General features: G+C 38.7%; 20 protein-coding genes and 1 pseudogene. 16 read left to right on the top strand and 5 right to left on the bottom strand.

Annotated features, from left to right (window positions below):
* The first annotated feature begins 9 nt into the window (after positions 1 to 9).
* Positions 10 to 648: a nucleotide exchange factor GrpE gene (gene grpE, locus LT090_RS12525; RefSeq protein WP_068545639.1), complete on the top strand. Its 639-nt coding sequence runs from the start codon at positions 10 to 12 to the stop codon at positions 646 to 648.
* 238 nt (positions 649 to 886) lie between these two features.
* On the opposite strand, the gene LT090_RS12520 is transcribed toward grpE, so the two are convergent.
* The gene (locus LT090_RS12520) at positions 887 to 1,777 is read right to left on the bottom strand and encodes a response regulator (RefSeq protein ID WP_068545640.1); all 891 of its coding nucleotides are present in this window, start codon (positions 1,775 to 1,777) and stop codon (positions 887 to 889) included.
* 122 nt (positions 1,778 to 1,899) lie between these two features.
* On the opposite strand from LT090_RS12520, the gene LT090_RS12515 reads away from it, so the two are divergent.
* From LT090_RS12515 to LT090_RS12495, 5 genes are all read left to right on the top strand, one after another.
* A complete protein-coding gene (locus tag LT090_RS12515; RefSeq protein ID WP_068545641.1) occupies positions 1,900 to 6,981 on the top strand; it encodes a response regulator in 5,082 nt (1,693 codons plus the stop codon).
* Positions 6,974 to 8,038 (top strand): HD domain-containing phosphohydrolase, encoded by a 1,065-nt coding sequence (locus tag LT090_RS12510; RefSeq protein ID WP_068545642.1) that lies wholly within the window; start codon positions 6,974 to 6,976, stop codon positions 8,036 to 8,038. Before LT090_RS12515 ends, LT090_RS12510 begins: the two co-directional genes overlap by 8 nt.
* 148 nt (positions 8,039 to 8,186) lie before the next feature.
* The gene (dnaK, locus tag LT090_RS12505) at positions 8,187 to 10,109 is read left to right on the top strand and encodes a molecular chaperone DnaK (protein WP_068545643.1); all 1,923 of its coding nucleotides are present in this window, start codon (positions 8,187 to 8,189) and stop codon (positions 10,107 to 10,109) included.
* Between the two features lie 131 nt (positions 10,110 to 10,240).
* Positions 10,241 to 11,377, top strand: a complete 1,137-nt coding sequence (dnaJ, locus tag LT090_RS12500; protein WP_068545644.1) for a molecular chaperone DnaJ — start codon at positions 10,241 to 10,243, stop codon at positions 11,375 to 11,377.
* A gap of 204 nt (positions 11,378 to 11,581) precedes the next feature.
* A complete protein-coding gene (locus LT090_RS12495) occupies positions 11,582 to 12,385 on the top strand; it encodes a hypothetical protein (protein ID WP_157726601.1) in 804 nt (267 codons plus the stop codon).
* A 127-nt stretch (positions 12,386 to 12,512) separates the two neighbouring features.
* Here LT090_RS12495 and LT090_RS12490 read toward each other — a convergent pair whose 3' ends face one another.
* Positions 12,513 to 13,199, bottom strand: coding sequence for a DUF3299 domain-containing protein (locus LT090_RS12490; RefSeq protein ID WP_068545646.1), 687 nt, complete (start codon positions 13,197 to 13,199; stop codon positions 12,513 to 12,515).
* A gap of 169 nt (positions 13,200 to 13,368) precedes the next feature.
* The gene (locus tag LT090_RS12485; protein ID WP_082897095.1) at positions 13,369 to 14,829 is read right to left on the bottom strand and encodes a metal-dependent hydrolase family protein; all 1,461 of its coding nucleotides are present in this window, start codon (positions 14,827 to 14,829) and stop codon (positions 13,369 to 13,371) included.
* Between the two features lie 212 nt (positions 14,830 to 15,041).
* Between LT090_RS12485 and LT090_RS12480 the strand changes: the two genes are divergently transcribed.
* The 3 genes from LT090_RS12480 (at position 15,042) to LT090_RS12470 (ending at position 17,128) form a co-directional block, all read left to right on the top strand.
* A complete protein-coding gene (locus LT090_RS12480; protein ID WP_068545647.1) occupies positions 15,042 to 15,764 on the top strand; it encodes a Crp/Fnr family transcriptional regulator in 723 nt (240 codons plus the stop codon).
* A gap of 31 nt (positions 15,765 to 15,795) precedes the next feature.
* Entirely contained in the window at positions 15,796 to 16,257 is a 462-nt protein-coding gene (locus LT090_RS12475) for an RNA methyltransferase (RefSeq protein ID WP_068545648.1), read from the top strand.
* Between the two features lie 142 nt (positions 16,258 to 16,399).
* Positions 16,400 to 17,128: a tetratricopeptide repeat protein gene (locus LT090_RS12470; RefSeq protein ID WP_068545649.1), complete on the top strand. Its 729-nt coding sequence runs from the start codon at positions 16,400 to 16,402 to the stop codon at positions 17,126 to 17,128.
* Between the two features lie 111 nt (positions 17,129 to 17,239).
* Here LT090_RS12470 and LT090_RS12465 read toward each other — a convergent pair whose 3' ends face one another.
* Positions 17,240 to 17,707 (bottom strand): Lrp/AsnC family transcriptional regulator, encoded by a 468-nt coding sequence (locus tag LT090_RS12465; RefSeq protein WP_068545650.1) that lies wholly within the window; start codon positions 17,705 to 17,707, stop codon positions 17,240 to 17,242.
* Positions 17,708 to 17,818: 111 nt separating this feature from the next.
* On the opposite strand from LT090_RS12465, the gene LT090_RS12460 reads away from it, so the two are divergent.
* From LT090_RS12460 to LT090_RS16845, 4 genes and pseudogenes are all read left to right on the top strand, one after another.
* Positions 17,819 to 18,394, top strand: a complete 576-nt coding sequence (locus LT090_RS12460) for an elongation factor P hydroxylase (protein WP_068545651.1) — start codon at positions 17,819 to 17,821, stop codon at positions 18,392 to 18,394.
* Complete coding sequence (locus tag LT090_RS12455) at positions 18,391 to 19,527, top strand: ATP-NAD kinase family protein (protein ID WP_068545652.1); 1,137 nt, start codon at positions 18,391 to 18,393, stop codon at positions 19,525 to 19,527. Before LT090_RS12460 ends, LT090_RS12455 begins: the two co-directional genes overlap by 4 nt.
* A gap of 36 nt (positions 19,528 to 19,563) precedes the next feature.
* Positions 19,564 to 19,848 (top strand): YfcL family protein, encoded by a 285-nt coding sequence (locus LT090_RS12450; protein ID WP_068545653.1) that lies wholly within the window; start codon positions 19,564 to 19,566, stop codon positions 19,846 to 19,848.
* 332 nt (positions 19,849 to 20,180) lie between these two features.
* A pseudogene (locus tag LT090_RS16845) lies at positions 20,181 to 20,312 on the top strand (Txe/YoeB family addiction module toxin); the annotation flags it as partial.
* 104 nt (positions 20,313 to 20,416) lie between these two features.
* On the opposite strand, the gene mnmC reads toward LT090_RS16845, so the two are convergent.
* Positions 20,417 to 22,411, bottom strand: a complete 1,995-nt coding sequence (mnmC, locus tag LT090_RS12445) for a bifunctional tRNA (5-methylaminomethyl-2-thiouridine)(34)-methyltransferase MnmC2/FAD-dependent 5-carboxymethylaminomethyl-2-thiouridine(34) oxidoreductase MnmC1 (protein WP_157726603.1) — start codon at positions 22,409 to 22,411, stop codon at positions 20,417 to 20,419.
* A 219-nt stretch (positions 22,412 to 22,630) separates the two neighbouring features.
* On the opposite strand from mnmC, the gene fabB reads away from it, so the two are divergent.
* From fabB to LT090_RS12430, 3 genes are all read left to right on the top strand, one after another.
* The gene (gene fabB / locus LT090_RS12440; RefSeq protein ID WP_068545800.1) at positions 22,631 to 23,842 is read left to right on the top strand and encodes a beta-ketoacyl-ACP synthase I; all 1,212 of its coding nucleotides are present in this window, start codon (positions 22,631 to 22,633) and stop codon (positions 23,840 to 23,842) included.
* A 147-nt stretch (positions 23,843 to 23,989) separates the two neighbouring features.
* On the top strand, positions 23,990 to 25,171 hold the full coding sequence (locus tag LT090_RS12435; protein WP_068545654.1) for a 4-phosphoerythronate dehydrogenase: 1,182 nt from the start codon (positions 23,990 to 23,992) through the stop codon (positions 25,169 to 25,171).
* Positions 25,172 to 25,193: 22 nt separating this feature from the next.
* On the top strand, positions 25,194 to 26,210 hold the full coding sequence (locus tag LT090_RS12430; protein ID WP_068545655.1) for an aspartate-semialdehyde dehydrogenase: 1,017 nt from the start codon (positions 25,194 to 25,196) through the stop codon (positions 26,208 to 26,210).
* Positions 26,211 to 26,218: the final 8 nt, after the last annotated feature.

Below are 26,218 nucleotides of genomic sequence, written 5' to 3'. Positions count from 1 at the left end.
GAGTTATCAATGACAACTGAGTCAACTAATACAGACAAGCCAACTAATGATGAGAATATAGAACAAAATCAGGCAGACATTAATGCTGAGAGTCAGGCTGTTGAAGGTGAAGTAGTTGATTCTGCTGAATCTAATGAGTCAGCAGAGCAGGAACAACCGACTTTAAGTCCAGAGCAAGAGAAAATTGCTGAGTTAGAGCAGGCGCTTGCTGCGGCACAAGCAACTATTGATGGCAACAAAGATGCCGTAATCCGTGCTAAAGCTGAAGTAGATAATATGCGTCGTCGTAGTGCTCAAGAAGTCGACAAAGCTAAGAAGTTCGCATTAGAGAAATTTGCCGTTGAAATGTTAACAGTTGTTGATAACCTCGAACGTGGATTAGCAACAATTGACGCAGAAGCTGAAGAGCAAAAAGCGATATTTGAAGGTGTTAACTTAACATTGCAAGGCTTAATTTCTGGTTTGGAAAAATTCGCAGTAACTGCGATTGATCCACAAGATCAGCCATTTAACCCTGAATTACATCAAGCAATGTCGATGCAGGAAGTCGAAGGTGTTGCTGCTAATACTGTTATCGCGGTAATGCAAAAAGGTTATGAATTAAATGGTCGTTTGATTCGTCCTGCTATGGTTATGGTTTCTAAGTAATAGCTTTTAAGTAATAGGGCCAAATCTATAACGCCCAGCTCGGGTGTTAACCTCAATACAAAACCCAATTAATTAACCACCATAACAGAGTAATGTTTTGGTGGTTTTTTCTTATTGGAACATTGCTAAAACCTTTCATTGAAATGGGGCAGGTCAACGATTGCTGATACGGAAGGGTAAGTTATATGCCTAGTATTGAGAAATGTTGAAAATCTGGTTATCACTTGGCTTTGTGAGATTAGCGCTGGGCATTGTCTAACATTAAATCAATTTGCGCTTGCAACGCTCGACGCTGAATAATCAGCTTACTGTGAACATCGATTCTTGCTAATAAAATCTCTGGAATTATTGGTTTTGGAATATAATCTACAGCGCCAAGTTTCAAGCCTCTGACCACATCATCAGTGGAGGTTAATGCGCTAGTGAATATCACCCGAATATCCTGAGTTAATGGATTTGCGGCTAATTGTTTGCAAAAAGTTAACCCATCAATACCTGGCATCATAATATCAAGTAATACTAATTCAGGCGGCGAATCTGACAAACACACTTTCATCGCTTGGGCCGCATTCTTAGCAGCTTTTACTTTGTATGAACCACCGATAACACCGGTAATAATCTCAATATTATCACTAATATCATCGACAACTAAAACACATAAATCACTTATATTTTTTTGGGTGAATGTTCGTGCAGGATTAACAATCATATTAGTTTGATGATTTCTTATAGGATATTCAATCGCATGAATAAAACGGGTCATCAATACTTGCTGATTTAGTGGTGGCACTATGTATTCAGTCACCCCCGCAACAACAATCGAATTCACCCAATTTGGTTCTATAATTGTAGATATAATAACAATCGGAAGTTTAAAAGTAGCCCTTTGGTTTCGTAATTCAGAAGTAATGCTAAAAGCATCTTTATTGTCTGGGTTATTAATAAAAAATATAATTAAATCATATTGTTTAGCTTTTATGTAATTATCAAGTTGCTGCTTGTTTGTTGCCAAATTGCTGTTAAAGTTAAAGTGTTCAATAAGAGTTAATATCTGCTCGGTTGCTGAATTTTCAAAGTTCATAAGCAATACAGATTTTTGTTCTAATTTGCTGAGAGAATTATCGTTCATGAAAGTCTTATTGATTGTTGTAATTACGAAAGAATTAAAAGTTGCTAATTAAGCTATCGTTTACGCTCTACATTAGCTACCTTTAATTATACTAGAATAAAATTGGAAGTTTTTTTAATTTAATGAAAATATTAATAAATATCGTTGCACTATTGGTTATACAGTTTTCTGCAAATGTTAGCGCTGCAGAACTACCTGAAAACTTAAAGCGATGGGCGAACGATAATCCTCAAATTAATATTGCCATTGACGCTGGTGTTGCACCGTTAGATTACCTTGATGAACAAGGTAACCCGGCTGGGATTGGGGTGTTATATCGACAAAAGCTGAATGAAATTTTACCGCTAACATTAACTGTCACATCCGCAACAACCTTTAAAAATGAGTACGATAAAGTTAAAAATCATCAAATCGATGCGCTTTCCTTGTGTTCTTATAGTCCGGCAAGAGAAAAAGAAGTATTGATCACTGAGCCGATGTTAAAACGTACTTCTATTTTGGCGCTTCCAATTGATTCATCGATTAAAGATATTGGCCAATTAAGCAAAGACGCCACTATAGGTGTGGTTAATGGTTACGTTAATTTAGAGCATGCTATAGCTTTAGTTGGTGAGAAAAACTCCATTGAAGTGGACAGCTTAGAGAAAGGCTTAGAGCAAGTTAGTAAAGGCAAGATAACCGGATTTATAACCAGTGCGGTCAGTTTACTTTATAGTGAAAGAAACCGAAATAAGGCGCGCTTTAAAAGCATCCCGTTAGATCATTTACCCACATTTAATTTAGGTTTTTGTGTCGACAAAAATAAACCAGAACTTGCTGAAATATTAAATTGGGGCATTTCTCAATTAGGTGAGGCCCATTGGATAGACAGTCAATTACAGTGGACAGACTCTCTTGAAGAACAAGGTTTAATAGAATCAGTACAAGCGAATTATACCAGCTATGTTTATATTTTAATTGCCATCCTTACCGGACTATTATTAGTTCGTTATGGCATAAAACACTCCGACGAGCTTGCTCTAAAGTTCGGCACCTCAAGGTTTAAGATCATTTACTTTTTAACTAACACGCTGATCTTAGCTGTGCTGTTTTCAATCGTTAATTGGTATTTAACCGATTATAAACAACAAGCAGAAGAGGATATTAAACACTTTATTGATTTAGACCAATCGTTGATTACTAGCGACCTAGATACTTGGTATTCATCAAGAAAGGATCTCATTGAAGAAATAAGTCTTTTGCCGGAATTTATAGATTTAGTTAGCCAATTAAATACATATAACCAAGCAACTGATGACCAGCAAAGGCAAATTAATAAAGATTTAGCACACTTTTTCAAGATAAGGCCTTCGACAACAATTAATTCACGTGGATTCCATATCATCGATAACGATGGCAGAAATTTATATAATAGTGAAGATTTAGTGATAGGGCAAAAAAGTGAATTAGCACTGCAAAGGGTTGCTGTTTTCAATGAGGTACTCGAAGGTCGCACTTTGTTTGTTCCTGCGGTGGATGTGTCAGGCAAAAAAGCATACACCAGTGATGCCTTGGTCTTTATCGCAACACCTGTTAAAGATGAATCAGGAGAGGTGATAGCTATTTTTGCTCTTAGTTTTGACCCAGTAAAGAGTTTTTCATCGCTCTTTGCAAAATCAGGACTAGGTGATTCATTTGATGCGTATGCTATCGATACCAGCGGTAGTATGATTTCGGCAACACGCTTTAAGAATGATTTAATTAATAACGGCACGATAACGACAAATCAATCAAGTATTTTAAATGTAAAACTGCCAGAGGTTGAAAAAAATCCAATTGTACAAAGCACGCAACTTGGATTGAATGGCAGCAATTTTGAAGGGTATTTAAATTATAAAAATGATTTAGTAGTCGGCAGTTGGACTTGGGTGTCGAAATACAACTTAACTATTGTTACTGAAATTCATAAAACTGAATATGATGAAAACTATCTGAAATTACGAGATTTAATCTTAGTGGTGACCTTAATCACTGTACTGATCATCATATCACTTTCTGCCTTTTTATTTATTATCGCAAGACGTTCAAACGAACTTGCAAACCGTTCGAAAGAGCAACTGGAATCTATAGTCCTTGAGCGTACCGCTGAACTTGAAGTTTCAGAACGAAAATCGCGAACAGTCTTGGCTTCTGTTGCCGATGGAATTTTTGGTATAGATAACCAAGGGCGATGCGTGTTCTTGAATAAATCGGCTGAAAAATTACTTAATTTGAGCGAGCAACAGGCGATAGGTCAAAGTCATTTAGAGTTATTTCATCATCATGACAATGAGGGAGAGGAACGTACTCGAGAAACTAGCCCGATTTTGCAAGCGTTAACGCTTAACAAAACCATGAACGTCAACTTTGATGTGTTTTGGCGAGACCATAATGATAAGGTTTTTGTCGAATATTCTGTGACACCTCTTGGTGACAATGAAAATAACCTTTCAGCGGTGATTGCATTTAAAGACATTGGCGATCGACTAAAAGAACGAGAGCGCATTAATTTAATTCTTGAGTATGCGCCAATTACCATGATGCTGGTTAATGAACATGACATCATTGTCCAAGCAAATGCGACAACCCAGCGTATGCTTGGTTTTAAACCAGCAGACCTTGTCGGTCAGTCATTAGAGTGCATTATTCCTGAGCATAGACGCGCGGAGCATCGCACGTTTACCCAAGATTACTGGTTAGATCCAATTATTCATAGCAGTGGCATTGATGACGTCGCTTTAGATATATTAAAAAGCGATAACTCGGTGGTGGAAGTTGAAAGTGTATACACGCCGTTTTCAATTGATAAAGAACGGTTTGTAATTGTGTCTTTGCGCGATATTACCCAAGAAAATTTAGCCAAAAATGCGCTGCTCGATGCCAAACAATTAGCTGATGAAGCCTCAAAAGCAAAATCTGATTTCTTAGCCAACATGAGCCACGAGATCCGAACTCCGATGAATGCAATCATAGGTATGTCTCATTTAGCGCTTGAATATGACTTAGAGAATAAACCACGAAACTACATTCAAAAAGTCCATAAAGCGGCGGAGTCTTTACTTGGTATTATTAATGATATTCTCGACTTCTCCAAGATTGAGGCCGGCAAGTTAGATTTAGAATGTATTGATTTTCACTTAGAAGATGTAATGCATGATTTATCGAATATTCTTGGTGTGCAAACACATGAAAAGAGTTTAGAACTGCTATTTAATATAGAGCCTAATGTGCCTGTGCATGTTAAAGGTGATCCGCTGCGTTTAAATCAAGTTTTAATTAACCTAGCTACCAACGCGATTAAGTTTACCGAGCATGGACAGGTCGTCATTTCGATCAAAATGGCTGAACGTACAGAAAACAAAATTAAGCTTCGTTTTGCAGTACAAGACTCTGGTATTGGTATGAGTCCCGAGCAACAACAAAAATTATTCCAATCGTTTAGCCAAGCGGATACATCAACAACACGCAAATATGGCGGCACAGGTTTAGGACTGACTATTTGTAAAAAAATTGTCAGCTTAATGCAAGGCGATATTTGGGTTGAAAGTGAAGTCGGTAAAGGCAGTTGTTTTTTCTTTGATGCGATTCTTGAAGCCCCTAAAGGAGAACAACAACAAAAATTCAGTGAAGAGCAAATTGGTTTATTGGCAGATAAGCGAGTGCTTCTAGTTGATGATAATCCGTTAGCGCTTAATGTGTTAAGTAATATCATGGAGTCATTTTCTTGTCAGGTGACAAAAGCAAGTAATGGACTCGATGCAATTTCAACGGTAATACAAAGCGAAGATGAATTTGATTTTGTTATGATTGACTGGAAAATGCCTGGCCTAGATGGTTTGCAAACTGTAGAGAAGTTAAAACAACTGGTCGGTGAAAAAACCAAACATTTTATTATGGTTACCGCCCATGGTCGTGAAGAGATAAAACAGTACGCCAAAGAAATTGTCAGTGAACATGTTGATAGTTTTCTGGCAAAACCGGTCACCGCCTCGTCTGTTTTCGATGAGATGATGCGACTTATGGGGGAATCTTATATCGCCACCACGCGAGGTGCGTTGCAAGATGAAAAAATTCGTACCGCGCAATTGTCTCTCGCTGGCGCTAAAATTTTACTGGTTGAGGATAATGAGCTAAATCAAGAGTTAGCATTGGAGTTATTACGTCAAGGCGATATGATTGTTGATCTTGCCGAAAATGGCGAACAAGCGGTGCAAATGGTAAATACTAATCATTACGACGGTGTTTTAATGGATTTACAAATGCCTATCATGGATGGTTATACGGCAACATCGATTATCCGCCAAGACTTTGCCGATTTGCCGATAATTGCGATGACAGCCAATGCTATGGCAGGTGACAAAGAAAAAGTTATTAGCGCAGGCATGAACGATCACATTGGTAAACCGATTATAGTTAAAGACATGTTTGCCACTATGCACCATTGGATCAAGCCTTCAGGTTTATCAGCAACACAAATTAAAACAACCGTCGAAAAAATTGAAAAAATAGATGAAGCAAAACCGACCAAAGCTTATGGGGATATTGATTTATCGATAGCAAGTTTTAGCTCAATTAATATCGCATTTGGCTTGCAAACCTGTAATGGTGATCAAGCGCTTTATGCTCGATTGTTGAAGAAATTTATTTCCAATCAAAGTGATTTTTATCTAACGTTTTCAGAGAGTTGGGCTGAGCAAGATTTACAACAAGCTTCTTTAATTGCCCACACTTTAAAGGGAACAGCAGCAAACATTGGGGCGAATGCTTTGCAGGCAGAAGCGGAAGAGCTTGAAAATGCGTGTAATAAAAATGCCGAAACTGAAGTGATTAGCAGTCACTTTCAACAATGCAGTAAGAAGCTACAATTAGTGATGACTGAATTGGTAGATTTCTTTGACAAACAAGCAAGTACATCAGAAAACGATAAAGAAGAGTCTTTTGAAGCCAATGAAGTAACTCTTGATTCGATGGCTGAGAAAATAAAGCAGCTGCAACAGATGGTCGATAATTTTGAAACGGATGCGCTCGACTTAGCAGAACAAATTTTGGCTAAGATAAATAAAAGCTCAATTCAACAAGAGTTTAAAATGATCAGCCAAAACATTGAGAATTATGACTTTGACCAAGCAAGCGAGTTACTCTCATTGTTCATAACACATTATAAATTGGATACAAGAAATGACTGAACAAGCAATAATACTTGTTGTAGATGACAATGCCGATAATATTGACGTATTGAATGGCATTTTACGTGAAAAGTATAAGGTCAAAGCTGCCTTAAATGGCGAACTGGCGCTGAAAATCGCGCAAGCAAAACAAAAGCCTGATTTGATCTTACTCGATGTAATGATGCCCGGTATGGACGGCCATGAGGTGTGTCGGCAGCTTAAAGCCAATCCTGTAACATCGAATATCCCAGTAATATTTGTTACAGCAAAAAGTGAAATTGAAGATGAGCGAGTTGGTTTTGAGCTCGGCGCTGTTGACTATATCGCTAAACCGGTAAGCGTTCCTATTGTACTTGCTCGTGTAAAGACACAGCTTGCATTATACGATCAACAGCGCGAACTCGAGCGCAAAGTACTCAAACGCACCGAAGAGTTAGAACAAACTCGTGCACAAATTATTCGACGACTTGGCCGAGCTGCGGAGTTTAAAGATAACGAAACCGGGATGCATGTTATCCGCATGAGTTGGTATTCCCGTTATCTCGCCGAGGCAATCAATGCCGACGAAAATTGGGTTGATTTGCTGTTTAATGCTGCTCCTATGCATGATATTGGAAAAATAGGTATTCGCGACGATATCTTAAAAAAGAAAGATAAACTCAATGATGAAGAGTGGCAAGAAATGCAGCGCCATGTGATTTACGGAGCGGAAATACTTGGTAGTAATGATTCGCCATTGTTAATGTTGGCTAAAGAAGTTTGTTTGTATCATCACGAAAAATTTGATGGCAGCGGCTATCCGCATAACTTAGCGGGTGAAGACATTCCCCTAAGTGCACGCATTGTTGCAATCGCCGATGTCTTTGATGCATTAACATCGGAGCGTCCTTACAAAAAAGCATGGAGCGTAGAAAAAGCCATGGCGTTTTTAGAGGAGCAGGCCGGTAAACATTTTGATCCGGTGTTAGTGACTCACTTTAAATCCTGCTTAGATAAAGTAGAAAACATTCGTAACGAATACTCCGATGAAAAAGAATTACAAACCTTTGGTAACCTATACTCCCCCAATTCATAGTGAAATATAGCCAGTTCATCATAAAAACTTTAAAAAATTTTTAATTTTTTAAAGTTTTTTTGTTTTTTCTATTGAAAAGCAATCTATCCCTCCCCACATACTTAACTATCAAAGAATTGTTGAATTATATTTAATTGGAGTATCTCAAATGGGCAAAATAATTGGTATTGACCTAGGGACCACAAACTCATGTGTTGCTGTACTAGATGGCGACACTGTACGTGTTATTGAAAATGCAGAAGGCGATCGTACGACTCCGTCAATCATCGCATATACAGCGGAAGGCGAAACGTTAGTTGGTCAACCAGCTAAACGTCAATCAGTAACTAACCCAGAAAACACATTATTTGCTATCAAGCGTTTAATCGGTCGTCGTTTTGAAGATAAAGAAGTTCAACGCGATATCGAAATCATGCCATTTGCTATTAAGAAAGCAGACAATGGTGATGCTTGGGTAGAAGCGAAAGGCGAAACTATTGCGCCACCACAAGTTTCTGCTGAAGTACTTAAGAAAATGAAGAAAACGGCTGAAGACTTCTTAGGTGAAGAAGTTACTGAAGCGGTTATCACAGTACCTGCATACTTTAACGACTCACAACGTCAAGCAACGAAAGATGCTGGTCGTATTGCTGGTCTTGATGTTAAACGTATTATCAACGAACCAACTGCTGCTGCACTTGCATACGGCATGGACAAAAAAGAAGGCGACCGTGTTGTTGCTGTTTATGACCTTGGTGGTGGTACATTCGATATCTCTATCATCGAAATCGATGAAGTTGAAGGCGAGCACACGTTTGAAGTATTAGCGACAAATGGTGACACTCACTTAGGTGGTGAAGATTTTGACAACCGTCTAATCAACTACCTAGTAGAAGAATTTAAGAAAGACCAAGGTATGGACTTAACGTCTGACCCACTTGCGATGCAACGTTTGAAAGAAGCGGCAGAGAAAGCAAAATGTGAACTTTCTTCAGCACAACAAACTGATGTTAACTTACCTTACATCACGGCAGATGCGTCTGGTCCTAAGCACATGAACATTAAAGTGACACGTGCAAAACTAGAATCATTAGTTGAAGATATGGTTAAAGCGACTCTTAATCCATTAAAAACAGCATTAGCAGATGCAGACCTTTCAACGTCTGACATTACTGATGTAATTTTAGTTGGTGGTCAAACTCGTATGCCACTAGTACAAAGCACTGTTACTGAGTTCTTTGGTAAAGAACCACGTAAAGACGTAAACCCTGATGAAGCGGTAGCTTCTGGTGCTGCGGTACAAGCTGGTGTTCTTTCTGGTGACGTTACTGACGTATTATTATTAGACGTTACTCCATTATCTCTTGGTATTGAAACCATGGGTGGCGTAATGACGAAAGTTATCGACAAGAACACAACGATTCCTACTAAGCAATCGCAAACGTTCTCAACGGCTGAAGATAACCAATCTGCGGTAACTGTACATGTTGTTCAAGGTGAGCGTAAGCAAGCATCTTTAAACAAATCTCTTGGTCAATTCAACCTTGAAGGTATTGATGCAGCACCACGTGGCACACCACAAATCGAAGTTACTTTCGATATCGATGCTGATGGTATCTTGCATGTAACAGCAAAAGATAAGAACACAGGTAAAGAACAGAAGATCACTATCAAAGCATCTTCAGGTTTATCTGACGACGAAGTAGAACAAATGGTACGTGATGCTGAAGCAAACGCTGACGCTGATGCTAAGTTCGAAGAACTAGTTACTGCTCGTAACCAAGCTGATGGTATGGTGCATGCAACACGCACTCAAATCACAGAAGCTGGTGATGATCTTCCTGCTGAAGACAAAGAGAAAATTGAAGCAGCATTAACTGAACTTGAAGAAGCTATCAAAGGCGACGACAAAGAAGCGATTGATGCAAAATCTCAAGCGGTTATCGAAGCGTCTGCAAAATTAATGGAAATCGCACAGGCGAAAGCCCAAGCTCAAGGCGGCGCTCCAGAAGGTCAAGCTGAACAAGCGCAACCTGCTGGCGATGACGTTGTTGATGCTGAGTTCGAAGAAGTTAAAGACGACAAAAAATAATAGCTACTAGTAATAGAGTTTATTATTAAAATGAATAAAGCGCTGCTGCCTTAGGTTATGCCAGCGCTTTATTGTTTATAACAGCTAGCTAAAAAATTAGCAGTTTAGCTAAATGATAAGTAAAGATATTTATGTCAAAACGCGATTATTATGAAGTTCTTGGTATCTCAAAAGATGCTGGTGAACGTGAAATTAAAAAAGCTTATAAACGCTTAGCGATGAAATTTCACCCGGATAGAACCAAGGGTGATAAAAGCAAAGAAGAGCAGTTTAAAGAAGTTAAAGAAGCGTACGAAATTCTAAACGATAGTCAAAAGCGTGCGGCTTATGATCAATATGGTCACGCAGCATTTGAGCAAGGCGGTCATGGTGGACATGGCGGTTTTGGCGGTGGTGGCTTTGGCGACTCTTTTGGCGATATCTTTGGTGATATCTTTGGTGGTGGCGGTCGTGGTGGTCAATCTCGCAATCGACGCGGTTCAGATTTACGTTATAACTTAGACATGACGTTAGAAGAAGCGGTTAAGGGTAAGACAGTAGAATTAAAAGTTCCTACTTACGTTAACTGTGATCCTTGTGATGGTAGTGGTGCTAAGAAAGGTTCGTCTGCATCGACATGTCAAACCTGTCATGGCCATGGTCAAGTACAAATGCGCCAAGGACTATTTGCGGTTCAACAAACCTGTCCAACATGTTCTGGTCGCGGTAAGGTGATCAAAGAACCATGTACATCATGTCGCGGTCAAGGTCGTGTTGAAAAGACTAAAACGTTATCGGCTAAAATCCCTGCAGGTGTTGATACTGGCGATAGAATTCGTTTATCAGGCGAAGGTGAAGCCGGTGAAATGGGCGCTCCAGCAGGTGACTTATACGTACAAGTTAATGTTCGTGATCATGACATTTTTGTTCGTGATGAAAATAACTTGTATTGTGAAGTGCCAATTAGTTTTACTACAGCAGCACTTGGCGGTGAAATTGAAGTACCAACCTTAGATGGTAAAGTTAAGCTCAAGATCCCAAGCGAAACGCAAACCGGTAAAATGTTCCGCATGCGCGGCAAGGGCGTTAAATCAGTTCGTAGTTCTATGACCGGTGATTTAATGTGCAAGGTTGTGATTGAAACACCAGTGAACCTTAAGTCAGAACAGATTGAGTTACTGGAACAATTACAAGCGAGTATGGGTGAAGGAAAAGAAGCGGCTAAATACCGACCAAAGGAGCAAGGCTTCTTTGATGGAGTGAAGAAGTTTTTCGATTCGCTTACCTAATTCTTACACAAGAGTTAAATCTATATCTAAAAGGCTGCATCCGCAGCCTTTTCTATTTCTGAGAAAGTCCTAGAAACATAGCCGGTATCACTATTTAATACCTTTTAGTAACTAAAGTGATACTTTTCCTGTTTCAGTATTATCAAATAATTTTCCTTGCTAGCATCTCTTTCAATTAATTCGATAAGAAAGTAACAGGGGAAAATGATGAAACATTCTTTATATTTATTAATGCTATTGGCTTTATTAGCCCTAGGTGGCTGCAGCGATGATGTGAGTTCTGATGAACTTGAACAAGATACGCATTTCAAACTTAACGTAAAAGCAGAGACACTGTTCGAAGAAGTTGATAGCGAAGAAGAAACAATAAGCTTTAAGTTTGTCATTCGCTTATATGCCAAGGTTGGTACAGATTATAAGTTTGTAAAAGTTTCCGAAAATGATAAATTTCGATTGATTCTAAATGGAAAACGCTATGATTTACGTGACTATTATGATGAAACTACCAGCTCGAATGATAGTGATTACACCATAATAATTGAGAACGTTGAACGTACCTTGTACGAAGTAGAATTTGAAACTGAAATCAACTATCAAAATAGCTTTGCGCGTTATTATGTACCGGTTGAGTTAACGGTAAACAACGCTACCAAATACCTGGAAGACTTTAATCCACGTATTGATAATATCGATTTATCATGGGATTCTGACTTACCATTGACTAAGTTGGTAGTTGACCAAGATGTATATTCTCAAGGGGAAGTAGACCCTTGTGAACGTGACACATTTAAACGCGATATTCCGCTAGGGGTTACTAATTATACAGTTCATGCCCAGTCGATAAGTTCAGGTTGTGAGTCTGAAGCCCAATATGCCGATGAGATAGTGACGTTAGTTTCGTTAAAACATGACCATATAGATATTGCCGATGATTACAGTGAATTTGCTAGTGAGAGCTTTAAGATTGAGCAGTCTTACCAATGGGTACATAATTGGTTTAAAGAATAACTTCCAATGCAATGACTACCTATATCTAATATCTGAAGAAACAAGATTCTTACACAAAAAAAAACAGCGACTTAAAGTCGCTGTTTTCTATCTTGTTTAAATTTTTTGTGAAAAACTTGCCTTAAACTTATTGCATATCTGTCGTTAATACCTCTGCAGCCTCTAGCTTGTAAGAAGCCGCATAGTCAACATCATAACCATCAATTGCAATGACTGTTTTGTTGACGCTAGTTGGTGTCAGCACCCCTGTTAACGACACTGCTTTATCGAGTGCTTTTATAGATAATTTTTTGTCGCTTTCTATCCAAATTGTTTGGTTGGCATCGGGCGATGTGTGTTGATGTCCGATTATAATATAAGGTGAGTTTTGTCGTAAAAAGAAGCCATTTAATTTTGGTTCGTTGGCATTAAGTGGCACGATATAGCCGGTTACTGTTATTTCCTTACCAATAGCTAATGGATTAGTATTGGTTGCATTTTCTGTGCGCAATTTAATAATTTCTTGGCGTTGCATTAATAACAAGTCCACATCCATTTTCTCAGACTTAAACCAGCTTTCAAGCTCGTCTTTTTTTTGCATAAGCGAAACCAACTTGTCATCTTTTGGTGCGTCAGTGTTTTGTTGCTGCAAATACTTCACCAATCCTAGGTAATAACCTAACTTGTCTAATTGCATCGGACTTAATTGGGCAAACGGATCAATAACCTCTTGTTGCTCTGGCTGTAAAGTAGCCCAATTAAAAGAATTTTCTGCATACGCTGATTGGAAAACACTTATACTCAAAATTAAAAATAGGGATAGAAGTTGTTTCATCACTTTAACTCTTTTTAGATTTAGTTGTAGGAAAATCATATTTAAAATATAAACTGTGAAGTATAGAGTAAACCAATTGTATTGTAATGGTATTAGCAAATTTCTAAAAATTTAAAAAAAGTACTTATTAAAAGGGCTAGCAAACGCTAGCCCTGGTACGAACTTATAATTAAAGGTCGTTGCGGTAGATAACACCTTCTTTCATTACCATATCTATTGTTTCGATTGGCGTTTCACTTGGTGCTGGCTGAGAGTACCATTCAGTGTAACCACCGTTAAGTACACCGATATCTTCTAGTGGATTACCGTCGATAAGTAAAATATCTGCGGTAGCACCAACTTCAATTACACCTAGCTTACCTGGTGCAGGGTTACGAGGACCTGACATTGCTAGCATTTCACCTGGCACTGATGTTAATGATTTCAATGTTTCGAAGTTACCATTGTAATCGCCTTTACCAAGCATTTGTGAGCTTGCGTAAATTTCATAACGACGTGCACGAGAGCCGTCATCAACTGTTCCTAAGTAATCAGATTGGAAAGCAATTTTAACACCCGCATCTAACATAACTTTACCAACATCCGCATACTTTTTAAGTAGTTGCTTAACTAATGGCAGTTTATCAGCAGGCATATTAGGGTTTTCTAATAACGCTGGAGATAAAGCCCAAAATTGTGGAACAACATAAGCGCCTTCTTTAGCCATACGCTCATAAGTTTCTTTTGAGGCGAAAAAACCATGTTCAAAGGTTTTAACACCACAATCTAAACTACGATTAATCGCACGGTCAGTAAAAATATGCGCACCAACGTAGGTGTTCCAATCTTTAGTGGTTTCAACAATGGCACAAGTCTCTTCGACTGAGAATTGAGTAACATCAAGTGGATCGTATTTTGATGAACCACCGCCACCTGCCATGATTTTAATTTGAGTTGCACCATTTCGTAAGTTAGTGCGGGTCGCACGTAATGCCTCTGGAACACCATCAACTACTGCACCAAAACCCAAGTTTTCAAAATTTGAATTATCATTTGCATTTTTAGGGGTGAATGCAACATCAGAGCGGTCGCGAAAATCGCCATGACCAGATGTTTGAGATAAGAACGCACCAGATGGATAAATACGAGGACCAACTAACGTGCCGTTATTAACGGCACGAGCCATACCAAATACAGGCCCGCCCATATCACGTACAGAAGTAAAGCCGTCTTCCAATGTGTTTTCTAGAATTGGAACGCCACGGTACGCAATATCATAATGATCTGAATTTTGCTCTAAGTCTGAAAATAAGCTGTTGATTGCTAAATGCACGTGCGAGTCAATCATACCTGGCATTAATGTGCGGCCTTCACCATCAATAAGAACAACATCAGACCCTACAGCAGGTTTTGTTTTGCTGATGCTTTTGATTATTTTGCCTTCAACTAGAACATTTAAGTTTTTGTATAACTTGTTTTCCGTGCCGTTAAATACATTAACATTAGTAAAAAGAGTTGTGCCTGCAATTGGCGCTTTTGATACTACTGGCGCAGCAGCACCAGCGGCCACTGCCGAAGGTAAAACCGTTGCAGTTGATAGAAATACCGCAGAGATAACAGCAGCAAGTTTAGTGACATTATTTACTTTCATCGCTAGTTCCTTTTTAAAACTAATTTAAAGTAGTTCAATGTTTAACTAGATGTTGAAACACTGAGTAATTAATTGATGACGCTATTATTGCGAACTAATTTGCATAGTTTTGTCCTTTTGAGGACATTTTTGATTATTAATCTGCTATAACTTGTTTGACAGTGTAATCGTTTGTAAAAAATCAAAATTTATTAAGTGTTTAAGGGGATGTTTTGTCGTTATCGAATATAAAAGTTCACGAATTAGAACAACAAATTCAATGGCCTTGCGAATTATCAAGTGAATTTAAACGAGCATTTTTGCAGTACGGGGTATTACAAACCCATCAACAAGGCTACGAGTTTAAAAATACCGAGGATACTAAGGAAGGCATGTTTTATCTGCTTAATGGCAGTTTGATTATTTCGATGCGAACCAAGGATTTTGATCATTTTACCTATCATCTCATCGGGCAAAATGAATTTCTTTATTATGGTGATTTGATGGGGTATCGCTTGCAAGAATCGATATCGGTTGAGTTTCTACAAGACAGTCAATATTTAAAGATACCGGAACAGCAAATGCAGGTTTTAAAAGAGCAGCAGCCAGAATTCTATAAATTTATGTTTGAGCACCTGAAAAAGAAAAGTTTACCATTAATTCAACGCGGTTTTTTTAATAGTAAATTTTCTATTGATTTGAAAGTTGCTTTTACATTATTAGACTTGATTAATAAGCAACGCGGTATAAAAGGCGCGGTATCTTATTTAAGTATTACTCAACAGCAACTGGCTGATTTATCCGATGTGACTCGCCAACGCGTTAATGCGGTATTAAAGAAGTTTGAAAAGCAGGGCATACTTGCCATAGAACGCGGTAAAATATTTCTCCATGATAAAGCTAAATTGAAACAATTATTAGAAAATGAAAACTTAACCTTTAATTCTTTTGACTAACGCAAAGAACAATTAAATATGAGCAGTAATAATGGCTAGATTAAAGCAGACTTATCCTACCGACGGTTTTTTTGGTATTGGAATTTATAACAATAAAGAACAGGTTAACATTGGTACCTTATGGCGCAGTGCCTACATTATGGGGGCATCGTTTATATTCACTGTCGGTGATAGGTATAAAAAACAAACCCAAGATGTGGTTAATGCATGGCAAAAAATCCCGTTGTATAACTACCATGATATTGATGATCTTATTGCTCATTTGCCATACGACACGCGTTTAGTCGGGGTAGAACTTGATAAAAAGTCTGTGATGATTGGTGAATATCAACATCCACATCGCTGCGTTTATCTGCTTGGCAATGAACAGTCGGGATTGCCACGCGAGACAATCGATAAATGCCATAATCTGATCCAATTACCTGGCGATTACAGTTTAAATGTTGCCGTCGCTGGCTCGATTGTTTTGTACGACCGACTAGCTAAATCATAATGTTTTAAAATGATATTTTTAACAGTTAAATGTACAAAAAGAGAAATTTGCATATCTAATTTCTCTAATTAAATACTATAATGAGACCATTATCACAAAAGGTAAATACCTTTTTAATTTCAGATACTTGATAGGAGGCGAAATGCCTTTATTTAAAAAACTTATCGTCGCTTTAATTACTGTTACGGTATCAAGTACAGCCGTTGCTGATTATAACGACGCAGTCAAAATGATTAATCGTGGCGATTTTGTCGGGGCCAATGAAGAACTTAAACCTTTAGTTGAGCTTGGTTATCCGCAAGCTTTGTATCAGCAAGCTGGGCTATATGAGAATGGTCAAGGTGTGAGCAAGGATTATGTTAAAGCCTTTGAGTTGTATCAACGTGCTGCTGGTCGTGGCATTGCTGAAGCGCAATTTGCTTTAGCGCAAATGTATATAGAAGGCCGCGGCACGGTAAAAAATAAACGTCAAGGTTTTGAATACACCCGCAGAGCCGCTGATAAAGGGCTAGCTGCCGCTCAATATAATTTAGGAGTGATGTATCAAACGGGTGATGGTGCTACGCAAAGCTATAGTAAAGCTGCAATTTGGTATCGTGATTCAGCCATGCAAAATTATGCTTTGGCACAATTTAATTTGGCATTGCTCTATTTTGATGGTCTTGGGGTGACAAAAAGTATTGAAGAGTCATACATATGGAACCGTGTGGCAGCATTTAATGGTTACGAGCCGGCAGAAAAAAGTATGGAAATGGACTCTAAAAAGCTGTCTCGCGATCAAATTAAACGTTGTCGTCAACGTGCTGATGAGCTTTATTTAAAAATCGCTCCAGAAACAGATGACTACAAGCCTTATAGTTGGGACCAATAAACTTACATTGAGTCTGAGTATACTGCTAAGTTGAGCAATAATTATTATTGTTGCTCAATTTGGCGATTAAGTTTAAAGACTGAGTTTAAATACTGATTTTAAAGGCTAAGTTTAGCGGTTAAAAAGCGGAATACTCGGACTTCTACTGTGCTCAAATACCAAAGCGGTCTCGACATTTGTTACTTCATCTCTTGAGGTAATCGCTTCAAAAACAAAACGTCTTAAGTGTTCAGTGTCTTTCACTGACATATGAATATAAAAATCAAACGCTCCTCCCATATGAAACATACTAATAATTTCAGCTTTTGGAAGTAAGTCATTTTTTAGTGCGTCAACAATTTGTTCTGAATATGGTTGCAATACAATGGCTGCTATCGCTTGAATATTACCGCCTATGGTATTGTAATTGACGTCGATATAACTGCCTTTAATAACCCCTGCGGACTTCATTCGTTTTACCCGCTCAAGACAAGTCGAAGGCGCAATACTGACTTTTTGCGCAAGTTCCTTATTGGTAATATCTGCATCATTAAACAGTTGCGTTAAAATTTTTAAATCAACATCGTCTAGTTTTTTCATGGTGGTTAATCGTTTATTATTTTTGAACCAATACTATAGCGCAAAATAAAGATTAAATTTAGCCCTCAATTTCGTTAAAATGCACAACATAATCTTAATTTACGATTAAATATGAATCATCACTATCAAGACTTAATCACAATTTTTAACGAACAATTTGCTATAAGCGAAAACACACGCCTGTTAAAAGGCGAAAGTGAGCCTGTGTATTTACCTGCGGATAATAGTGCGAGCTACCATCGTATTATTTTTGCCCATGGCTTTTATGCTAGTGCATTTCATGAAATAGCTCATTGGTGCATTGCCGGCAAAGAGCGCCGGTTATTAGAAGATTATGGTTATTGGTATGCGCCCGATGGTCGTAACGAACAACAGCAAAGCGAATTTGAAAAAGTTGAGATTAAGCCGCAGGCGATTGAATGGGCACTTTGTGTTGCAAGTGCCTTTAAGTTTAATGTCTCGGTAGATAACTTGGCAATTGATGTCGATCGTTTTGCCTTTCAAAGTCAAGTATATCAACAATTGCTCGAATACTTAGAACATGGTTTTCCAGTCCGCGCGCAGCAATTTATTGATGCACTTATCGCTTTTTATCAGCCAGGATTAGAGCTTAGCCCTGAGCTCTTTGATTTTGTCCACCCGTTAACCGGGATAAAATATTCACAACCAGAATTAATAAACTTATGAAACAGTTCAAACTTGGGTTTTTAGTGAACCCTATTGCAGGGATAGGCGGCAGTGTTGCTTTAAAAGGCAGTGATGGCATTGATACCGCGCAAAAGGCGTTGGCCTTAGGTGCTGAGCCAAAAGCTAATTTACGAGCAAAGCTAGCACTTGAAGTGCTCATTCCTTATCAATCGCAAATTACCATTTATACCGCGGGTAATGATATGGGCGAGAATATTGCTCTTGAGCTTGGTTTTAATGTTGAAGTTGTTTATCAATATCAAGGTGAACACTCTAGTTTTTCAGACAGTGAAAACTTGGTCGATATATTACAGCAGCAACATATGGACTTATTACTGTTTGCTGGTGGTGATGGCACTGCGAGAAATGTATGCGCCAAAGTTGCCGGTTATTTTCCGGTATTAGGGATTCCTGCTGGCTGTAAAATCCATTCTGGTGTTTATGCCTTAACGCCAAGTGCAGCTGGCCGAGTTGTCGAACAAATGATTAATAATGAAATTGTATCTTTTGTTGATGCCGATGTAATGGATATTGATGAAGACGCGTTTCGCCAAGGCACTGTGCGCGCACGTCGCTATGGTGAAATGCAAATTCCAAGTGAGTTGCAGTATATTCAAGCGGTAAAATCTGGTGGCAAAGAAACCGATGAACTGGTTCTTATGGATATTGCGGCCCATGTGATTGAGCTAATGGATGACGAATTGTTTGTTATTGGCTCTGGCTCAACGGTTGCGACGGTAATGGACGAACTAGCCATCGATAACACTTTGTTAGGCGTAGATCTTTTGTTAGAACAAGAACTCGTGGCAAATGATGTCATAGAAAGCCAGTTATATGAACAAGTCACATCGTCTAAACATGGCGTCAAATTGGTGATCACTGTCATTGGTGGTCAAGGCCATATCTTTGGTCGCGGTAACCAACAGCTAAGCCCTCGTATTATCCGCGCTATCGGTAAAGAAAATATTATTGTTGTTGCCACTAAAACCAAACTTCAGGCCTTAAATCAACGACCATTAATTGTTGATACCGGCGATGCAACTTTGGATAAAGAATTGTCTGGTTTTATTCCAGTGGTTACTGGTTTTCACGATCAAGTTTTATACCCTGTAGCAAGCCCAGGTTTGTTATAAGTAGCTAGCTATATAAATAAAAGAGAAAGAATTTTAATGTTAAACTTTTCGATTTCAAAAGACATAACAACACTAGAACATTTAAATATGTTTTTTGATTCGCTAATAGAGTTAGACGATGACGATATCTTATTTGCCAGCTCCTATATCCGTGGTTTCGTTGAAGTGGCTGCTGTGGATTTTGGTGATGAAGAGCAAGTGTTAAGTCAGCCACTATATGATTTAGTAACTAACCAACTCATCATTGCAAAAGGTGAATTGTCAAAGCAAGACGCTGAAATTGTTGACAGTTTTTGGCAAAAAATCAAAGTGATTTTTTGATTCTTAGAACGTTATCTAATATTTATTGAAGCAGAAATTTTGACTGACATGTTTGCGCTAGTCGATGAATTAACGTAAGTTAAATCAAAAGCCCACGGGCTGTAATGAGCGATTAGGCGACCTAAATAATATCCGATAAAGAGCATCAAAGATGTGCGCACATAATAAGAAAGTGCGCACCGTCATTGCGTTGCAGAACGCAACCTCCTCCAGTAATAGCGTGCCGTTAAAAGCGTATATTATAAAGCCACTTCGAATCTGAAGGGGGTCTCGGCCTTCGCCGCAATGACGTGGTTAATTGTTTCTATTATTGCTTAAGGTAACTGGCGGAGATTGGCAAACCAGAGCCTTTAAAAGAAAACCTTTCAGGTTTTTGGTCAAGACGCATAGATGATACAATCAGGTTGGTTTATGCTGTTGACGAAAATGCATTAACTATCATCTCATGTAAGTATCATTACTAAAAGCTTCAGATCTCGATTGACCGCCAATGGCAAAACTCAACTGAAGATACTTGTCGTTAATTTATATATGGATCAATAGCGAGACTTCAAAGAGCGCACTTTCTCTATTTTCGTTTGATCATATCTCGAATAACAAATCGGTTTGTTGATAAGTTAAATAACATTTCTTCATCAACTATTTGCTCGTCATTACATAGCTCTGCGGCTAGTATTTCTGCTAAAAGCGGCGCTGAACATAAGCCACGAGCTCCTAACCCAGATAAGATATATAAACCTGGTTTAAACGGTGCGGGTTCTTTAAAGTGCCAGTTTTTATCTTTACTCAGGTGTTGATAATACTCTTTATGCAACTCTATTTCTGGCAGTCTGCCAACAACGGGTAAATGATCGGGAGTGCAACAACGTAGTCGGGCCTTACCACCTTTGACGTCTTTGAGCTGCCAGCCGGCAATATCGCCTAAGCATTTATCTAGCATATTCAAATTATATTCATCGTCTTGCTGGCGATAAGATAAGTCAACATCGTCTTTATCAAAGGTTGCGCCAATACAATGCATGCCATTATTGGCCGGGGTTAGATAACCTTTATGACACAGCACAGTTTTTAAGTTATTAATGGTTGCGTTGGTTTGCATTTGCGTTACTTGGCCGCGCACAGCGCTTAAAGGCAAGTCGCCTAATATGTCGATATCTAAACTGTCTGCGCCAGTGCAAAAAATGACATTTTGAACTTGTTTTTGTTCTTTGTTGGTAGTGATTAACCAGCGATTTTTGGCAACTTGTTTTACCGATTCTAATTTTCGTTTTAGTTTAACTTTTACATTACCGGTGTCATTTGCAGCTTTCATTATTGCCTTGACTAATTCAGGTGGGCAAACCCAACCAGCTCGTGGCATAAACAGTCCCGGTTTATCAACATTAATCCCTGAAATTTCATTAGTTTGTTCAGCGCTAATTGGGTGAATTAAATCATTAGGCCAAGCGTTAAGCTCAGCGAACTTTTGTTGTCGCTGGACTAATGCGTGTTTAAAACTTACTTCTATTAAGCCATCAAAGCCGTGACTGAATTGATAGCCTTCGGCTAAAAGTTGCTGAAATAGCTTGAGCGAGTGTTCAAAACCGAGTTGATAAAATTCACTAATAGTATCTTTTTGTTGGTGCAGCAGTGGGTATATCGCACCAATAGCGTTACTCGATGCGCCCATGGCAATTTCATCGTCTTGGCATAATACTGTTACTTTGATATTGCGTTTAGCAAGTGCCAGTGCGGTACAAGCAGCAGCTAAGCCACCACCAATAATAGTGGCGTGTTGCGAGCTTTCTACTTTTGAGCGTATTTTAAATCCGGTTAATGGCTTTTGTTTACTGACGCCCACAAATCGCCCTTTGGTTGACTCGCTCTTATAGGCGTCATCATTGTGCTCATGCTTTTCAAGTTTAAAACCAACCGCTTCTAAACCACGGCGCACGAAACCGGCGACAGTGAATGTGCCTATAGTAGCCCCTTTTCTCGCCAGTAACGCTAATTGTGCAAACAAGTCATCATTCCACATATCGCGATTGCGACTTGGCGCAAAACCATCAAGATAAAAGGCATCAATATGTTGTGCGTTATCAGAGCTCAGCTTGCTTAAACTTTCTGTCGCATCATCAAAGTATATGGTCAACCTTATGCTTAATTCGTCAAAGCATATGTCTAGGCTGTTTTGTAGCGGATCGTAGTGTTGTAATAAACGCGACGATAAATCACTATATTGCGGCCAAAGTGCCATTACTTTGGCAAAGTCATCTTTGTTTAATGGGTATTTATCGCAACTAATAAAATGCAGCGACAGTGGCGAGTTATTGCTTTGTTTGAATTGAATGAATTTTGCCGCGGTAATGAAAAAATTTAATCCGCTACCAAAACCAGTTTCTACAATACTGAATTTATCCCCTCGAAACGTGTGCCAAACTTTCGGAATATGGTTGTTGTCAAGAAACACTTGTTCACTTTGTGAGCTGCCATGTTGGTGATCAAAATAAATATCATCAAAGTCAGCAGAGTACGGCTCACCATGTTCGTTAAACTTTATGTTTGCGGTTTTATTCAATGGCACAGCGCTGAAACCTTTCTTTTTCAAGTGATTAGATAACAATAAGTGTTACTGCAAAACGAATTTTACCTTGTCGTTTAAATGAAAACCAGCGCTGATTTAGAACAAGATATTCACACCTTTTTTAAAATCAGTGTACACGCGTACACTGGACAGACCAGTTTCTTGAAAAATCGTAGTATCATACGCACAGTTAAATCAATCAACTTAGGTTTATTAAGAATGAAACGTGTAGTTATTACAGGTATGGGTATTGTATCGTCTATCGGTAACAATGCTGAAGAAGTATTAGAATCTTTAAAGACAGGTCGCTCTGGTATCACTCGCTCTGAAAGCTTTGAAGAGATGGGTTTGCGTTCAAATGTTTGGGGTAAGCCAAACATGGAACCAAAAGAACATATTGATCGTAAAGTTTTCCGTTTTATGGGTGATGCTGCGGGTTACGCATACATTGCTATGGAAGAAGCGATTAAAGATGCAAAATTAACTGACGAGCAAGTATCTAACTACCGTACAGGCTTAATTGCCGGTTCAGGTGGTGCTTCATCGTTAAACGTAGTTAATTCTGCAGATACATTACGTAATCGTGGTGTTAAGCGTGTTGGTCCTTACGCAGTTCCTAAAACAATGTCGTCTACATGTTCTGCATGTTTAGCAACACCTTTTAAAATTTTAGGTAATAACTACTCAATCAGTTCAGCTTGTGCAACTTCAGCACACTGTATTGGTCATGCTGCTGAATTGATTCAATTAGGCAAGCAAGACATCGTTTTCGCCGGTGGTGGTGAAGAGGTTGATTGGTCATTAGCAATGATGTTTGATGGCATGGGTGCATTATCAACAAAGTATAATGATACGCCTGAAAAAGCGTCTCGTACTTATGATGCAAACCGCGATGGTTTTGTTATCTCTGGCGGTGGCGGTATGGTTGTTGTTGAAGAACTTGAACACGCTCTAGCTCGTGGTGCACATATCTACGCTGAAGTTGTTGGTTACGGCGCAACATCTGACGGATATGACATGGTTGCTCCTAGTGGTGAAGGTGCGGTTCGTTGTATGCAACAAGCAATGGAAGGTGTTGAAGGTGAAATTGATTACTTAAACACTCACGGTACATCAACACCTGTTGGTGATGTGAAAGAGCTTGGTGCGATTCAAGAAGTGTTTGGTGGTAAATCACCAGCGATTTCTGCAACGAAAGCAATGACTGGTCACGCATTAGGTGCTGCTGGTGTACACGAAGCAATTTATACTATGATGATGATGGAAAATAATTTCATCGCACCATCAGTAAACGTTGAAGAACTAGATGAAAAGGCTGAAGGCCTAAATATCGTTACAGAAGCTAAAGAAGCGAACATTGAACTTGCAATGTCTAACAGCTTTGGTTTTGGTGGTACAAACTCAACGTTAGTATTGAAAAAATATAAATAAGAAGAATTTATTCTTATTATTTAGCGATAATATCAAGAGCTGGGTTTTACCCGGCTCTTTTTGTTTGTAATATTCACAACAATTGCAAATTGCAAATTGCAAATTGCAAAATGCAAAATTTGAATAGCTGATTTAAGGTTTTCCCGATTGAAAATATTTATTGACGAAAATATCCCTTTCGCCGAAGAATTCTTTGCTGATCTAGGTGACGTAATTCGTTTTCCTGGAAGAGAAATTAGCGCAGAGCAATTAATTGATGCAGATGTATTATTAGTTCGCAGCATTACCCAAGTAGATGAGCAGTTACTTTCGTTAAATAACAAAATTAAGTTTGTTGGCACGGCAACGATAGGCGTCGATCATATCGACCAAACCTATTTGCAGCAACGTGGTATTGCTTTTAGTAGTGCTCCTGGTTGCAATGCTGTATCTGTCGCCGAGTACGTATTGAGTGCGATGTTGGTGTTATCACAGCGTTTAGATTTTGATTTACGTGATAAAACCGTTGGCATAGTTGGTGGTGGTAATACCGGTAGTCAATTAGCGAAAAAACTTGATGCTGTTGGCGTGAAATATTCATTGTGCGATCCATTGTTACAACAAAGCGGTGATACCCGAACCTTTGTTGAACTGCCAGAGATTATGCAATGCGATATTATTTCGCTGCATGTGCCAATCACTAGAGATGGTGACAGTCCAACATTTCATATGTTTGATGACACTGAGTTATCGCGTCTGTCCAGTGCTCAAATACTGATTAATGCTTGTCGTGGTGAAGTGATTAACAATCACGCGTTGTTAGCCATAAAAAAACAAAATAAAGGACCACATATAGTTCTTGATGTATGGGAGTCAGAGCCGGACATATTGACTGAGCTTATTGATTACTGTCAGCTAGCGACAGCACATATTGCAGGCTATTCATTAGAGGGTAAATCGCGGGGAACCGAAATGCTTTACCATGCATTTTTGCAAGAAAATGCAGGGATAGTGAAAAATAATTCAGAAATGGTGGATAAAACCCTGTCTGCGTATTTACCTGAGCATGATTTTATGCGAGATTCAGAGGGTAAACTTGAAGCTGTTGATACTTGCATTGGTGAAGGTTTTAGTGAAGGCTTTAAAGAAGTGATAAATCACGTGTTACGAGTTTATGATGTGAGACGTGATGATAAGATTTTTCGCACTCAGTTAGGTGATAAAACATTTGACTATTTAAGAAAAAATTATCCTGTAAGAAGAGAGTTTAGTGCGTTAGAATTGACGCCACAAAACATGAGTAATGTCATGATATTGCAAAATCTTGGCTTTACCATAAAACATTTATAAGAAATCGATAACGAGAATCAAAATGACCCAAAAATTTGATGTAGTTGTATTAGGTGCAACTGGTTTGGTTGGCAAACATATGATGGAAATTTTAGAAGAAAGAAAATTTCCAATTAATAATTTATACCCATTAGCAAGTGCGCGCTCTGCTGGCGAAGTAGTTGAATTTAATGGTAAGAGTATTGAAGTTATTGATGCTGATACTTTTGATTTCTCACAAGCACAAATCGGTTTTTTCTCAGCCGGCGGCGCTACGTCAGCTAAGTTTGCTCCAATTGCTGCAGATGCAGGCTGTATTGTTATTGATAACACCTCTGAGTTTCGTTACGACGATGATATTCCGTTAGTGGTACCAGAAGTAAATCCAGAAGCGTTAGTGGATTACCGTAACCGCAATATTATCGCCAACCCAAATTGTTCTACTATTCAAATGATGGTTGCGTTGAAACCAATTTATGATGCCGTTGGTATCGAACGTATAAACGTTTCAACCTATCAATCAGTTTCAGGTGCAGGTAAAGAAGCGATTGAAGAATTAGCAAAACAATGTGCTGATTTATTATCTGGTAAGCCAGTAAAAGTAGAAGCGTTTTCTCGTCAAATCGCCTTTAACGTGATACCTCAGATTGATAGCTTCGAAGACAATGGTTATACCCGTGAAGAAATGAAGATGGTGTGGGAAACTAAGAAAATTCTTGGTAATCAAGAAATTTTGGTAAATCCAACAGCAGTGCGTGTTCCGGTGTTTTATGGTCATGGTGAAGCATTGCACATTGAAACGACACAACAAACTTCTGCCGATGAAGTTAAAGCTTTGTTAGCGCAAGCACAAGGCGTTGTATTGTGTGAAAACGATGAAGACTTCCCTACGCAAGTAAGCAGCTGTTCAGGCAAAGATGAAACGTTTGTAGGTCGCATTCGCGAAGATATTTCACATCCAAATGGAATCAACATGTGGATTGTTGCTGATAACGTTCGTAAAGGTGCCGCAACTAACTCAGTACAGATTGCAGAAGTATTGGTTCGCGATTACTTATAATTACTGGT

This window comes from Thalassotalea crassostreae (assembly GCF_001831495.1).
Classification (GTDB): Bacteria; Pseudomonadota; Gammaproteobacteria; order Enterobacterales; family Alteromonadaceae; genus Thalassotalea_A; species Thalassotalea_A crassostreae.
This window is presented reverse-complemented; position numbering and strand designations above follow the sequence as displayed.